Annotated in this window: 15 protein-coding genes; 7 read left to right on the top strand and 8 right to left on the bottom strand. The window is 71.4% G+C overall.

What is annotated here, in order from left to right:
• Positions 1–28: 28 nt before the first annotated feature.
• Entirely contained in the window at positions 29–1,141 is a 1,113-nt protein-coding gene (locus FHP06_RS14935; RefSeq protein WP_230973538.1) for an LCP family protein, read from the top strand.
• The gene (locus FHP06_RS14930) at positions 1,138–1,749 is read left to right on the top strand and encodes a pyridoxamine 5'-phosphate oxidase family protein (RefSeq protein WP_147687594.1); all 612 of its coding nucleotides are present in this window, start codon (positions 1,138–1,140) and stop codon (positions 1,747–1,749) included. The genes FHP06_RS14935 and FHP06_RS14930 overlap by 4 nt, the downstream gene beginning before the upstream one ends.
• Here FHP06_RS14930 and purE read toward each other — a convergent pair whose 3' ends face one another.
• From purE to FHP06_RS14905, 5 genes are read right to left on the bottom strand one after another with little or no spacing between them, the layout of a single operon-like run.
• Positions 1,750–2,265, bottom strand: a complete 516-nt coding sequence (gene purE / locus FHP06_RS14925; protein ID WP_147687593.1) for a 5-(carboxyamino)imidazole ribonucleotide mutase — start codon at positions 2,263–2,265, stop codon at positions 1,750–1,752.
• Positions 2,258–3,406, bottom strand: a complete 1,149-nt coding sequence (locus tag FHP06_RS14920; protein ID WP_147687592.1) for a 5-(carboxyamino)imidazole ribonucleotide synthase — start codon at positions 3,404–3,406, stop codon at positions 2,258–2,260. The genes purE and FHP06_RS14920 overlap by 8 nt, the downstream gene beginning before the upstream one ends.
• A complete protein-coding gene (locus FHP06_RS14915; protein WP_147687591.1) occupies positions 3,403–4,419 on the bottom strand; it encodes an adenylate/guanylate cyclase domain-containing protein in 1,017 nt (338 codons plus the stop codon). Before FHP06_RS14915 ends, FHP06_RS14920 begins: the two co-directional genes overlap by 4 nt.
• The gene (locus FHP06_RS14910) at positions 4,406–4,912 is read right to left on the bottom strand and encodes a PH domain-containing protein (protein ID WP_147687590.1); all 507 of its coding nucleotides are present in this window, start codon (positions 4,910–4,912) and stop codon (positions 4,406–4,408) included. Before FHP06_RS14910 ends, FHP06_RS14915 begins: the two co-directional genes overlap by 14 nt.
• 12 nt (positions 4,913–4,924) lie before the next feature.
• Positions 4,925–5,743, bottom strand: a complete 819-nt coding sequence (locus FHP06_RS14905; protein ID WP_147687589.1) for a biotin--[acetyl-CoA-carboxylase] ligase — start codon at positions 5,741–5,743, stop codon at positions 4,925–4,927.
• A gap of 29 nt (positions 5,744–5,772) precedes the next feature.
• Here FHP06_RS14905 and FHP06_RS14900 point away from each other — a divergent pair, with 29 nt between their 5' ends.
• The 4 genes from FHP06_RS14900 to FHP06_RS14885 are packed head-to-tail and all read left to right on the top strand — an operon-like array spanning position 5,773 to position 8,846.
• Positions 5,773–7,377 (top strand): acyl-CoA carboxylase subunit beta, encoded by a 1,605-nt coding sequence (locus FHP06_RS14900; protein ID WP_147687588.1) that lies wholly within the window; start codon positions 5,773–5,775, stop codon positions 7,375–7,377.
• A complete protein-coding gene (locus FHP06_RS14895; protein WP_147687587.1) occupies positions 7,374–7,610 on the top strand; it encodes an acyl-CoA carboxylase subunit epsilon in 237 nt (78 codons plus the stop codon). Before FHP06_RS14900 ends, FHP06_RS14895 begins: the two co-directional genes overlap by 4 nt.
• A gap of 1 nt (position 7,611) precedes the next feature.
• Positions 7,612–8,256 carry a hypothetical protein gene (locus tag FHP06_RS14890; protein ID WP_147687586.1) on the top strand — a complete coding sequence of 215 codons (645 nt, stop codon included), beginning with the start codon at positions 7,612–7,614 and terminating at the stop codon, positions 8,254–8,256.
• Entirely contained in the window at positions 8,253–8,846 is a 594-nt protein-coding gene (locus FHP06_RS14885; protein WP_147687585.1) for a Maf family protein, read from the top strand. The genes FHP06_RS14890 and FHP06_RS14885 overlap by 4 nt, the downstream gene beginning before the upstream one ends.
• Here FHP06_RS14885 and FHP06_RS14880 read toward each other — a convergent pair.
• On the bottom strand, positions 8,832–9,995 hold the full coding sequence (locus tag FHP06_RS14880) for an acyl-CoA dehydrogenase family protein (RefSeq protein WP_147687584.1): 1,164 nt from the start codon (positions 9,993–9,995) through the stop codon (positions 8,832–8,834). The genes FHP06_RS14885 and FHP06_RS14880 overlap by 15 nt on opposite strands.
• Positions 9,996–10,109: 114 nt before the next feature.
• Between FHP06_RS14880 and FHP06_RS14875 the strand changes: the two genes are divergently transcribed.
• Positions 10,110–11,873, top strand: coding sequence for an acetyl/propionyl/methylcrotonyl-CoA carboxylase subunit alpha (locus FHP06_RS14875; protein ID WP_222706502.1), 1,764 nt, complete (start codon positions 10,110–10,112; stop codon positions 11,871–11,873).
• On the opposite strand, the gene FHP06_RS14870 is transcribed toward FHP06_RS14875, so the two are convergent.
• Both FHP06_RS14870 and FHP06_RS14865 read right to left on the bottom strand, forming a co-directional pair.
• Positions 11,870–12,262: a phage holin family protein gene (locus FHP06_RS14870; RefSeq protein WP_147687583.1), complete on the bottom strand. Its 393-nt coding sequence runs from the start codon at positions 12,260–12,262 to the stop codon at positions 11,870–11,872. The two genes, FHP06_RS14875 and FHP06_RS14870, sit on opposite strands and share 4 nt — an antisense overlap.
• A gap of 37 nt (positions 12,263–12,299) precedes the next feature.
• Positions 12,300–13,883: an N-acetylmuramoyl-L-alanine amidase gene (locus tag FHP06_RS14865; RefSeq protein WP_147687582.1), complete on the bottom strand. Its 1,584-nt coding sequence runs from the start codon at positions 13,881–13,883 to the stop codon at positions 12,300–12,302.
• Positions 13,884–13,892: the final 9 nt, after the last annotated feature.

Genomic DNA, 13,892 nt, shown 5'->3' with positions numbered 1-13,892 from the left:
GGTTCTGACGCCACCTAGGATGAGCCGCATGCCGGATGAGCGCCCCGAGGGCGGCTACGACTGGCTGTACGGCAAGGGCAAGGGCGAGGACGACACGCCCACCTCCGTGCAGGCCACCGAGCCACGCGACGACCTTCCCCCTCCGAACCTCCCGCCGCCCGGTTCGTCACGGGGTCGCGGTGGCGCCGGCGGGGTCAAGAAGACGCTGCGGGTCATCGGCGTGCTCCTGCTGGCCTGGATCGTCTACCTCGTCGCCGTGCCGCTGTGGGCGTACAGCACCATCACGACCGTCGACGCCGACCCGGGCGGCGACCGCCCGGGCGACCAGCCGGGCACCACGTACCTGCTCGTCGGGTCCGACAGCCGGAAGGGCCTGACCAAGGAGGAGCAGAAGCGGCTCGCCACCGGCGGCGACTCCGGCGGGCGCGGCCGCACCGACACGATCCTCCTGCTGCACACCGGCGACGGACCCTCGACGCTCGTGTCGCTGCCGCGCGACTCGCTCGTGCCCGTGAAGGGCTACGGGACGACCAAGATCAACGCGGCCTACGCGTTCGGCGGCCCGCAGCTGCTCGTGAACACGATCGAGGACGCCACCGGCGTGCGGATCGACCACTACGTCGAGATCGGCTTCGGCGGCCTCGTGAAGGTCGTCGACTCGCTCGACGGCGTCGAGATCTGCCCGAAGCAGGACATCAAGGACAAGGACTCCGGGCTGGACGTGAAGAAGGGCTGCCAGACCGCCGACGGCGCCACGGCCCTCGCCTACTCGCGGGCCCGGCACGCCTACGCCACGCAGGACATCCAGCGCGTGCAGAGCCAGCGCGAGGTGCTCGGGGGCGTCGCCCGCAAGGCGAAGTCGCCCTGGACGTTCATCGACCCGATCCGGTACTACAAGGTCAACGACGGCGCGGCCAGCTCGCTGCAGATCGGGGAGGGCACCGGACGCATCGCGCTCGCGCGGTTCGCGCTCGCGCTCTCGGCCGCGATGAGCGGCGACGGCAAGAGCTGCACGGTGCCGCTGGCCGACTTCGCCGTGCACTGGGACCGCGAGCGCGCGCTGAAGTTCTTCGGCTACATCAAGAACGACCAGACCGACAAGATCGGGAACCTCTGCACGAAGGACGGGCTGCCGAAGTGAGCACCATCCGTGACCTCGCCGCGCTGACCGCGGTCCTGGGCGAGCCGCTCCCCCGCGTGCTCGCCAAGGACCGCGACCGGCTCCACCCCGAGCACCAGGCGTTCATCGCCGCGTCCCCGTTCTGCGCCGTCTCCACGTCGGCCGCGGACGGCACGTGCGACGTCTCCCCCAAGGGCGACCCGCCGGGGTTCGTGCGCGTCGTCGACGAGCACACGCTCGCGCTGCCCGAGCGGCCCGGCAACCGGCGCGCGGACGGCTACCGGAACCTGCTGGAGAACCCGCAGATCGGGCTGATGTTCGTCGTGCCCGGTCGTGGTGACACGCTGCGCGTCAACGGCCGGGCGACGCTCCTGACCGACGCCCCGTACGCCGACGAGATGGTGGTCAAGGGCCACCGCCCCGCGCTGATCTGCGAGATCGCCGTCGAGCAGGTCTTCTTCCACTGCGCGAAGGCGTTCCTGCGGTCCCACCTCTGGGAGCCAGACACGTGGCAGCCCGACGCCGTGCCGTCGCGGGCCCGGATCGCGCAGTCGCTGGAACGTCCCGAGGACTCCCTCGAGGAGCTCGAGGCGTACTACGGCGAGCAGTACGCCAAGGGCCTGTACTAGCTAGCGGAAGCCGGCCGACGGCCCGGGCGACCGGACGTTGGCGCCCTTCGCGCGGGCGGCCTCGGTGAGCTCGGCCTGGAACGCGGTCATGCGGTCCGTCAGGGCCGGGTCGCCGGTGGCGAGGATGCGAACGGCCAGCAGCCCGGCGTTCCGCGCGCCGCCGATCGACACGGTCGCCACGGGGACCCCGGCCGGCATCTGGACGATCGAGAGCAGCGAGTCCATGCCGTCGAGGTACTTGAGCGGCACCGGGACACCGATGACCGGCAGCGGGGTGACCGACGCGAGCATCCCGGGGAGGTGGGCCGCTCCCCCGGCGCCGGCGATGATCACCTCGAGGCCGCGGCCGTGGGCCTCGCGTCCGTAGGCGAGCATCTCGTCCGGCATCCGGTGCGCGGAGACGACGTCGGCCTCGTAGGCGATGCCGAGCTCGTCGAGGGCGGTCGCCGCCTCCTGCATCGTGGGCCAGTCGGAGTCCGACCCCATGACGATCCCGACCCTGGGTGCGTCAGCCATCGGTGGATCCCTTCTCGAAGAGGTCTGCGGCGCGGCGCGCGCGGGACAGTGTCTCGTCCAGGTCGTCCCCGACGACGGTGACGTGCCCGACCTTGCGGCCGGCCTTGACGGTCTTGCCGTAGAGGTGGACGTGCACGCCCGGGTCCTCGGCAAGCACGACGGAGCGCTGTGCCGCCAGGTCCTCGACGGCGCCGCCGAGGATGTTGACCATGACGGACCACGGGTGGTGGGGATCGGTGGGTCCCAGCGGGAGGTCGAGGACGGCCCGCAGGTGGTTCTCGAACTGGCTGGTGGCCGAGCCGTCGATGGACCAGTGGCCGGTGTTGTGCGGCCGCATGGCCAGCTCGTTGACGAGCAGCCGGCCGTCCCGGGTCTCGAACAGCTCCACGGCGAGCATGCCGACGACGTCGAGCTCGGTGGAGATGCGTCGCGCAAGGTCCTGGGCGGCGTCCGGGTGGTCGGGGGCCGGTGCGACGACCTCCTTGCAGACGCCGTCCACCTGCGTGGACTCGACGACCGGGTAGGCCACGACGTCGCCGGACGGGCGGCGCGCCACCTGGGCGGACAGCTCGCGCCGGAAGTCGACGAGCTCCTCGGCGATCAGCGGCCGGCCACTGGCGAACGCCTCGTCCGCGTCGGCCGGCTCCCGCACGACCCAGACGCCCTTGCCGTCGTAGCCGCCGCGGGTGGTCTTCAGGACGGCGGGGAGACCGAAGTCCGCGAGGTCTCCGGGCGACTCGACGACCGCCCAGCGCGGGCACGGCGCACCGAGCTCGGTGAGCCGTTCGCGCATGGCGCGCTTGTCCTGGGCGTAGATCAGGGCGTGCGGGCCGGGGCGGCACGCGTGGCCCTCGGCCTCGATGGCGGCCAGGTGCTCCGGCGGCACGTGCTCGTGGTCGAACGTGACGACGGCGGCGTCGGCGACCGCGGTGCGCAGGTCGTCGAGGTCGGTGTAGTCGCCCACGACGTGGTCGGGGATCACCTGGGCCGCTGAGACGTCGGGGCCCTCGGCGAGGAGCCGGATCCGGACCCCGAGACCGATCGCCGCCTGCTGCATCATCCGAGCCAGCTGGCCGCCACCGATCACGGCGAGCCCGGCGGGGGTGCCGGGCCTTGGGCGGCCTTGGTCGGCACTGCTCATGAGTTGAGCCTAGAGGAGCGGAACCCGGTCCGGACGCTCACGGTGATGGGCGAGACGTTGCCGAAGCCGCGCAGCGGACGCGGTGGGAGCGGCCGGCACTCGAACTCGTCCGGGTCGAGGGCGGACGCGGTGTCGTCGTCGATGAGCACCCGGTTGCTCCGGGCCACGTGGGACAGGCGTGACGCCAGGTTGACGGGTGGGCCGAAGACGTCGCCGAGCCGACTGAGCACCGAGCCGGTGGCCAAGCCGGCCCGGATGGCCGGCAGCTCGCCGTGCGACCCGACGCTGCTGACCATCTCCAGCGCGGTCACCGTGGCCGCCCGCGGGTCCGGGTTGACGAACAGGATGGAGTCGCCGAGCGCCTTGATGACGCGGCCGCCGTGCGCCGTGACGACGTCCGTGCACTGGGACTCGAAGCTCTCCACGAGCGCGCCGAGGCTCGCGTCGTCGAGCTGGTTGGACAGCGACGTGAAGCGGGAGAGGTCGGCGAACCCGACGCTCATGGTCGTGCTGAGCAGCTCGGCGTCGGCGGCGCCCAGGGCCTCCATGCGGGTGGCCGCGGCCGCGAGGTGCCGCCGCCACGCGTAGATCATCAGCCGCTCGAAGCCGGGCTCGGCCTGCTGGGCCAGCATCACGGCGGCCTCGAGCCGGCCGCCGGCCCGCCCTTCCTCGACGTGCGACTCGACCTGCTCGACGAGCGTGCCCATCTGCCAGTCCGCCAGCCGCGACATCGTCTGGCCGAGGGCGCGGGTCATCCGAAAGATCGTCGCCTCGTCGAGCAGGCCCTCCTCGAGCGCGGCCGCCACGATCTCGATCGCCTCGACGTCGGTCTCGCCGTAAGCCGGGGAGCTGCCGGTGTCGGGGAAGCCGAGGGCGCGCCAGAGTCGGTCGCCGTGCTCACGGCTGAGACCACCCTTGGTGAGGACCTCGTCCCCGGTCAGGCGGGTCTCGCCGCCGAGGATCAGGCGGGCGAGCTCTTCCCTCAGCTGCTGCCTGGGCTCAGATGGATTCATCGCTCCCGCCGTGGGCCCGGTCGACGAGCCCGGTGATCGTGCGGTGGATGTCCTCGATGTGCGGGATGTCGCGCAGCTCGAGCCCGGCCTGCTCGCTGGCGTCGTGGATGATCAACGTGCCGCAGCCGAGGATCCGGTCGTTCAGGTTCTTCTCGAACGAGACGTCGTTGATGCGGCTGAGCGGGATGACGCGACCGGTGCGCGTCAGGATGCCCTTCTGCTCGACCAGCCGCTTGTTGGTGATCGTGTACGTCCACGTGTACCAGCGGATGAACGGGAGCACCGATCCCCAGAGCACGAGCACGACGGCGACGCCGATCACGATCCAGCGCGGCACGCCGTTGCCGGAGTCGCCGATGCGGCCGGCGAGGAATCCGCCCGCCAGCGCCACGGCCAGCAGGATGACGACCGGCAGGAACAGCACCTTCACGTGCGTGCGGGTCGTGGCGACGGTCTGCTCGCCGTCGACCATCAGCTTGCGGGGCAAGGTCATGGTCCGAGTTTGTCACGAACCGGGGGTGGCCGGTCTCACGTGCGTGATGTCCCCGGCGCTCAGCGCGCGGCCGTCGACGACGAGGCGGCCGTGCTCGTCGACGTCCTCGGCCCGCCCGGTCAGCGTGGAGCCGTCCGGCATCGCGACGCTCACCTGCGAGCCGATCGTCAGGCAGCGCCGGACGTAGGACTCGCGGATCCCGGCGGACGGGTCGCCGCCGGTGGATCGCCAGGCCCGGTACAGCGCCTCGAGGTTGCGCAGCAGCACGCGCAGGACGACGGTCCGGTCGGTCTCGGTGGCGCCCTCGATGGCGAGGGAGGTGGCCGTCTCGATCGGTCGCTCGTCCTCGCGGAGGGAGACGTTCAGGCCGATGCCGACCACTGCGGCGGGACCCGTCCCGGTTTCCACGCGCTCCAGCAGGATGCCGGCGATCTTGCGCTCGTCCACCAGGACGTCGTTGGGCCACTTCACGCCGCACTCGACGCCGCACTCCTCGACGGTCGCGGCGACCGCCAGCCCGGTGAGCAGCGGCAGCCAGACCCACCGGGTGGCCGGGACGTCGTCGGGGCGGAGGAGCACCGAGACGGCCAGGCCCGATCCCTCCGGCGACTCCCAGGTGCGGTCGAGCCGTCCGCGGCCGGCGACCTGGTGGTCGGTGGTGTGCACGGTGCCCTCGGGAGCACCCGCGCGGGCGGCCTCGGCGAGGTCGGCGTTCGTGCTGGCCGTGGTCGGGGTGACCACGACGTCCGTCCAGAAGGTGTTCTCGCCCACCAGCGCGGCTCGCAGCGCGCGGCCGTCCAGTGGCGGGCGGCCCAGGTCCCGGTACGACATGAACAGCACCCTCGCATACCCTTCTGGTCATGACTGACGCCGCCAGCGACGCCGAGATCGAGGCTCATCCCGAGCTGCACACCACCGCCGGAAAGCTCGACGACTTCAAGAAGCGCCGCGACACCGCACGGGTCGAGATGGCCGAGCGCGCGCACGAGAAGCAGAGTGCCCGCGGCCGCCAGAGCGCCCGTGAGCGCATCGACCAGCTGCTCGACGAGGGCTCGTTCGTCGAGCTCGACGCGCTCGCCCGCCACCGCAGCACCGCGTTCGGGCTGGAGAAGAACCGCCCGCTCGGCGACGGCGTCATCACCGGCTACGGCACCATCGACGGCCGCCAGGTCTGCGTGTTCAGCCAGGACTTCAGCGTCTTCGGCGGCAGCCTCGGCCAGGTCTACGGCGAGAAGATCGTCAAGGTCATGGAGATGGCGGTCAAGGCCGGCTGCCCGATCATCGGCATCAACGAGGGCTCCGGCGCCCGCATCCAGGAGGGCGTCGTCTCGCTCGGCCTCTACGGCGAGATCTTCAAGCTCAACGTCGACGCGTCGGGCGTCATCCCGCAGATCTCGCTGATCATGGGTGCCAACGCCGGCGGCCACGTCTACTCCCCCGCGCTCACCGACTTCGTCGTGATGGTCGACCAGACGTCGAACATGTTCATCACCGGCCCGGAGATCATCAAGACGGTCACCGGCGAGGACGTCACGATGGAGGACCTCGGCGGCGCCCGGACCCACAACACCCGCAGCGGCAACGCGCACTACATGGGCTCGGACGAGGAGGACGCGATCGAGTACGTGAAGGCGCTGATCTCCTACCTCCCGCAGAACAACCTGGAGGAGCCGGAGCCGTACGACGACGTCGCGGAGCTGGAGCCGAACGACATCGACATCGCCCTCGACACGCTCGTCCCGGACTCGGCCAACCAGCCGTACGACATCCGCACCGTGATCGAGACCGTCCTCGACGACCAGGACTTCCTGGAGGTCCAGGCCCTGTTCGCCCCGAACCTCGTCATCGGCTTCGGCCGCGTCGAGGGCCGCAGCGTCGGCGTCGTCGCCAACCAGCCGATGCAGTTCGCCGGCTGCCTCGACATCGACGCGTCCGAGAAGGCCGCCCGGTTCGTCCGCACCTGCGACGCGTTCAACATCCCTGTGCTCACGTTCGTCGACGTCCCCGGCTTCCTCCCGGGCACCGACCAGGAGTGGAACGGCATCATCCGCCGCGGCGCGAAGCTGATCTACGCCTACGCCGAGGCCACCGTGCCGCTGGTCACCGTCATCACGCGCAAGGCCTACGGCGGCGCGTACGACGTCATGGGCTCCAAGCACCTCGGCGCCGACCTGAACATCGCGTGGCCCACCGCCCAGATCGCCGTCGTCGGCGCGTCCGGAGCGGTCGGCATCCTCTACCGCAAGCAGCTCAAGGAGGCCGACGACCCCGAGGCGCTGCGCGCCGAGCTGATGACCGAGTACGAGGACACGCTCTGCAACCCGTACCTCGCGGCCGAGCGCGGCTACGTCGACCAGGTCATCGAGCCCCGCGAGACGCGTGTCGAGATCGTCAAGGCGCTCCGCCTGCTCCGCACCAAGCGCGAGACCCGGCACCCGCGCAAGCACGGGAACGTGCCCCTGTGAGCGACGAGGCCACCACTCCGGCCAAGCCGGTCCTGCGCGTCGTGAAGGGCGACCTGACGCCCGAGGAGCTCGCGGCGCTCGTCGCCGTCGTGGCGGCTCGCAACGCGGCGGCGGCGCACGCGGCGTCCCGCACGAGGAAGCGTCCGCGCAGCGAGTGGGGCCACCCGGCCCGGGCGCACCGCACGCCGTTGCGCGTCGGTCCCGGCCAGTGGCGCCGGTCCGCCTGGAGCTGAGGTGACGCTGCGCCCGGTGTCCGAGGTCGCGGCAGGCGACTGGCTCCGCGGCGCCGACCCCTGCCTCGGCCCGTCCGGGTTCGAGGCCTACGCGCGCCTGCTCCACCACGCCGACGACGGTTGGCGGCAGGAGGGCCACGTCGAGGAAGAGCTTCTTCGCCGGCTCTGCGACGTGCTGGCGCAGCACACCACCACCCCCGACGACTGCCGCTTCGGACTCTGGGACGGGTACGGCGAGCTGCACGGCGGGGACGCCGCCGGGTTCCTCGTCGCCTTCAGCGGACCGATGCGCTGGCCCGGCCGGATCTTCCGACCGGAGCGCAAGCAGCCGCCGCCACCGCCGGCGTTCCCCCAGGACGTGCTCGACGGCCCGAAGCTCGCGCTCGACCACGACTACCTCCTGTTCGCCGGCCCGCTCGCCGACGCGGGTCGGTGGGGAGCCGCTCCCTACGCGCCCGGCCACCCCCGGGACGTGAACAGCCCCAACCTGATCTGGCCGGCCGACCATGCGTGGACCGTCACCACGAACATCGACAGCGAGTGGACGGGCGTCGGCGGCACGGCCAGGCTGGTCGAGGACCTGCTGGCGACCCCGGGGCTCGAGGTCGTCCGCACCCGCCACGACCATCGGGAGGAAACACGATGAGAGTCGTCCTGGCATCCGCCTCGCCGGCCCGCCTGGCCACGCTCCGGTCGGCCGGCCTCGACCCCGAGGTCGTGGTCTCCGGCGTCGACGAGGAGCAGGTGACGTCGCACGACGCCGCCAACCTGGCCTCCGCGCTCGCCCAGATGAAGTGCCGGGCGGTCGCCGACCGGCTGGACGACCCCGACGCCCTGGTGATCGGCTGCGACTCCGTGCTGGCGTTCGAGGGCGAGATCCTCGGCAAGCCGGCCGACGTCGCCGAGGCGGTCGTGCGCTGGCGACGCATGCGCGGGAAGTCCGGCGTCCTGCACACCGGGCACTGCGTACGACGCGGCGACCGCGAGTTCATCGAGCCCGCCCAGACGATCGTGCACTTCGCCGACCTCGACGACGCCGAGATCGACGCCTACGTCGCCACCGGCGAGCCGCTCCAGGTGGCCGGCGCGTTCACCATCGACGGCCTCGGCGGCGCGTTCGTGCGGGGTATCGAGGGCGACCACCACACCGTCGTCGGGATCAGCCTGCCCGTCCTTCGCGACCTGGTCGGTGACCTCGGGGTCCGGTGGACGGACCTCTGGTCATTCAGCGGGTAGACCCAAGCTGCGCGCGATGAGGATGCGCTGGACCTCGGAGGTGCCCTCGCCGATCTCGAGGATCTTGGCGTCGCGGTAGAACCGGGCCACCGGGTACTCCTCCATGAAGCCGTAGCCGCCGAACACCTGCGTGGCGATCCGGGTGGCCGTGACGGCCGCCTCCGACGTGTAGAGCTTCGCGATCGACGCGGCCTTCTTGATCTCGGCGTGCTTCGCGCCGGAGTCCTTGAGGGCCGCCGCCTGGTACGTGAGCGCCCGGCCGGCCTCGGCCATCACGGCGAGGTCGGCGATCGGGAACGCCACGCCCTGCTTCTGGCCGATCGGGATGTCGCCGAGCGTGGTGCGCTCGCCCGCGTACGCGACGCACAGGTCGAGGCAGGCCTGGATGCAGCCGACGGCCAGCGCGGCGATGGCGATGCGGCCGTCGTCGAGCGTCGCGAGGAACTGCGAGTAGCCGCGGCCGCGCTCCCCGAGCAGGTGGTCGGACGGCACGCGGACGTCGTTGAAGGTCAGCGGGTGGGTGTCGGAGATGTTCCAGCCGAGCTTGTCGTACGGCGGCTCGACGATGAACCCGTCGGTGCCGGCCGGGACCAGGATCGCCGAGATCTCCGGGCGGCCGTCCGGCCGTTCGCCCGTGCGCGCGGCCACGGTGACCACCGAGGTCAGCTCGTTGCCGGAGTTGGTGATGAACTGCTTCGACCCGTTGACGACCCACTCGTCCCCATCGAGGTCGGCCTTCGTGCGCAGGCTGCCGGCGTCGGACCCGGAGCCGGGCTCGGTGAGGCCGAACGCGGCGAGCGCCTGGCCGGCGACGAGGTCGGGGAGCCAGCGCTCCTTCTGCTCCTGCGTGCCGTACTCCAGGATCGGGTTGATGCCGAGGCCGACGGCGGCCTCCAGCGTGACGCCGAGCGCCTGGTCGACGCGGCCGAGCTCCTCGATGGCCACGCAGAGGCTGGTGAAGTCGCCGCCGGCGCCGCCGAACTCCTCCGGCGCGGTCAGCCCGAAGAGGCCGAGCTTGCCCATCGAGCGGACGGTGTCGACCGGGAAGAAGTGGTCGCGATCCCACTGCGCGACGTGCGGCGCGATCTCGGACTCGGCGAACTCCCGGACGGTGCGGCGGAAGTCCTCGTGGTCGGCTGACAGTGTCATGGCCCTCATGTTAACGGCCGTTAACCCCAGGGCCCAAACCCCGTCCCGGAGAGCAAGCGGCCACGACCACCCCTAGAATCTAGTCGGCAATCCGGCGCCGACCGAGGAGACTCCGTGAGCAAGCCCCTGACCAAGGTCCTCATCGCCAACCGTGGCGAGATCGCCGTGCGGGTCATCCGCGCGTGCAAGGACGCGGGCATCGGGAGCGTGGCGGTCTACGCCGAGCCCGACCGTGACGCACTGTTCGTCCGGCTCGCCGACGAGGCCTACTCCCTCGACGGCGCCACGCCCGGCGACTCGTACCTCTCGATCGAGAAGATCATCGCCGTCGCCGAGAAGAGCGGCGCCGACAGCGTGCACCCCGGCTACGGCTTCCTCGCCGAGAACGCCGACTTCGCGCAGGCCGTGATCGACGCCGGCCTGATCTGGATCGGCCCGCCGCCGTCCGCCATCGAGAACCTCGGCGACAAGGCCAAGGCCAAGCAGATCGCCCAGAAGGCGAACGCGCCGCTCGCCCCCGGCACCAAGGACCCGGTCAAGGACGCCGACGAGGTCCTCGCCTTCGCCGACGAGAACGGCCTCCCGGTCGCCATCAAGGCGGTCTTCGGCGGCGGCGGTCGCGGCCTCAAGGTCGCCCGCACCCGCGAGGAGATCCCCGAGGCGTTCGAGTCGGCCGTCCGCGAGGCCGTGGCGGCGTTCGGCCGCGGCGAGTGCCTCGTCGAGAAGTTCCTCGACAAGCCGCGCCACGTCGAGACCCAGTGCCTCGCCGACCAGCACGGCAACGTCGTCGTCGTCTCCACGCGCGACTGCTCGCTGCAGCGCCGCCACCAGAAGCTCGTCGAGGAGGCGCCCGCGCCGTTCCTCGACGACGACCAGCTGAAGCGGCTCTACGAGTCGTCCAAGGCCATCCTCAAGGAAGCCGGCTACGTCGGCGCCGGCACGTGCGAATTCCTCGTGGCCCGCGACGGCACGATCTCGTTCCTCGAGGTCAACACCCGCCTGCAGGTCGAGCACCCCGTCTCCGAGGAGGTCACGGGCATCGACCTGGTCCGCGAGATGTTTCGCATCGCCGCCGGCGAGGAGCTCGGCTACGACGACCCGGAGATCCGCGGCCACTCCATCGAGTTCCGCATCAACGCCGAGGACGGCGGCCGCGGGTTCCTCCCGGCGCCGGGCACGCTGACCAAGTGGGCTCCCCCGTCGGGTCCGGGCGTCCGCGTGGACGGCGGCTACGAGGAGGGCGAGACCGTCCCGGGCTCGTTCGACTCTCTCGTCGCCAAGCTGATCGTCACCGGCACCACGCGCGAGCAGGCGATCGAGCGCTCGCGCCGCGCCCTCGACGAGTTCGTCGTCGACGGCATGCCCACGGTCATCCCGTTCCACCGCGACGTCCTCGACAACCCGGCGTACAACGCGTCGGAGGGCTCGTTCGACGTCTACACCACGTGGATCGAGACCGACTACGACAACCAGCTCGAGCCCTACGGCGGCAGTGCCGAGACCGACGAGCCGGCCGAGCGCGAGCGCGTGGTCGTCGAGGTCGGCGGCAAGCGCGTCGAGGTCGTCCTGCCGGGCGGCCTCGGGGCCACGGCAGCAGCGGCCGGCGGCGCCAAGAAGCCGAAGCGCAAGGGCGGAGGCGGCGGAGGTGCCGCCGTGAGCGGCGACTCGCTCACCTCGCCCATGCAGGGCACGGTCGTGAAGATCGCCGTCGAGGACGGTCAGGAGGTCGCCGAGGGCGACCTGGTCGTCGTCATCGAGGCGATGAAGATGGAGCAGCCGATCAACGCCCACAAGGCGGGCACGATCAGCAACCTCGCGGCCACCGTGGGCGAGACGGTCGGCGCCGGCGCGGTCATCGCCGACATCGCCGACGCCTAACCCTTGCGCTTGACCGGCGGCGCGTCCGCCGGGGCGCGGGTGTCGACCTCGCCGTAGGCCACCCCGGCCGCCCACACGAGCGCCGTGACGCCGATCCACGTCCAGGTGCCCTCGATGTCGAAGCCGCTCTTCGGCACCGCGAGGTCAGTGACCCACAGCGCGACGAACGTCAGCACGAGACCGCCGAGGATCGTGTAGCCCCGGACGAACCGGTCGACCGTCGACGTCACGATCTCGCGCAGCGTCACGGACAGCGCGGTGAACAGGACCACGGCCACGACGAACCACCCGAACCGGACGTCGAAGTCGTCGAAGATCCACGCTGCGAGCGCCAGGGCCCCCGCACTGGCCGCCGCTGAGATGCCGACCGACTTCAGCAGCTGCGTCATGCCCCGAGTATCCCAGACCGCCGCCAAAGCGGAATCCTCACGTCAGGCGGACCGAGGCCGACCCGTCGGAGTTCTGGTAGATGCTGCCGTTGTTGAAGTCGACCCGGAACCGGCCGTTGCTCAGCGGCGTCATGCCCTTGGACGGGCGCCCCAGGGCGCTCTTGCCCTCGCCGAGCTCGATGTACTTCTGCTCGATCACGCCCCACATCGCCGGGGTCTGGACGACGCCGTTGCCGCGGTCGACCTGGTAGATGCTGCCGTGCTCGAAGCGCTGCACGTCCATGGCACCCGTCGTCGAGTGCGTGCGGTCGGTGGTGGGGAACCCGAGCGGCCCGGACTGCTCGCCGCGGCTGCGGTACTCGGTCCGCGTGTACGAGCGCGTGTAGTGCGTGCCGGTGCCCTCGTGGTCGTAGATGTCGACGTACTTCATCCGGATCTCGTGGAAGCTGCCGCGGTCGCGCTCGCCGCGGTAGGTGGGTCCAGTGAACGCCGAGCCGAGCTCGGCGGCCCGGGTGGAGATCGGCGTCGAGTAGCTCGAGGCGTAGGCGACGACGCGGTCGCGCAGCCCGCCCGACGCGCTCAGCCAGCCGTACGCCTTGGTGCCCGGGCAGGCGGTGGACACCACGTTGCGATGCCCGGAGATCCGCTTGTACGTCTTCCCTCCGGAGCTGAACGTGCCGGTGCGCGACTGGAGGAACGTGCCGAGCCGCCAGCCGATCAGCTTCACCATGGCGGCCTGCATGTCGCTCGACGGCATCGTGGACGTGAACGTGCCCATCATCGAGACGCCCATGGTGTCGGTGTTGACGGACTTGTTGCCCGCGTGCGCGCCGCGCACCGTGAGGTCGACGCCGCCGAACCGGCCCTCGAAGATCTGGCCGTACTTGTCGACGAGGAAGTTGTAGCCGATGTCGCACCAGTCGCGCCCGTTCATGTGGTACGCCTGGATGGCCCGGACGATGGACGCCGACTGGCTCGCGCTGTAGCTGTTGGAGCCGGCCGTGTGGTGGACGATGACGCCCTTGGTGGTCCCGCCGGTCTGCGGCTTGTCGCAGTAGGTGTGCGGGCGGGCGCCCCAGCTGCTGCGCGTGCGGATGGCCGGCTTCGGCGTGAACGTCGGTGACCCGTCCGCGGCCGGGGCTTCGTCCGCGGCGAGCGTCTGGGCGGCCGGGGCCGGGGCGTTCACCGTCGTGACGCGGAGGTCCGCCGGCCGGTGACCGCGGACGCGAACTGCCACCCCGTCGGCCTTGTCGACCCAGAGCGGCTCCGTGCCGGCGCGGCCGACGTCGCCGCCGTCCTCGTCGACCTCGAGCTGCTGCCACTTGGCCCAGGTCTTGCCGGTGCGGACGCGGACCGAGACGTCCACGTCGGCGTCGTCCTTGCCGCGCTTCCAGGTGACACCGACCAGCGAGAACGTCGAGGTGCCCACCTCGGGCAGCTCGGCGACCGCCGCCTTCGTGTGCACGGCGGGGACCCGCTGCTCCGTGACCTTCGCGGGCGCGGGCTGACGCGCCTCGGCGACGGTGGCGGTCGGCTGGGCGGCAGCCGGCGCCATCGGTACGAGCAGGGCCAGGAGGGGGACGAGGAGCAGCGGGACGGATGGGCGGTGCGGGTGCTGCATGCGGCTCCT

Source organism: Aeromicrobium terrae, assembly GCF_008039565.1.
GTDB lineage: Bacteria > Actinomycetota > Actinomycetes > Propionibacteriales > Nocardioidaceae > Aeromicrobium > Aeromicrobium terrae.
This window is presented reverse-complemented; position numbering and strand designations above follow the sequence as displayed.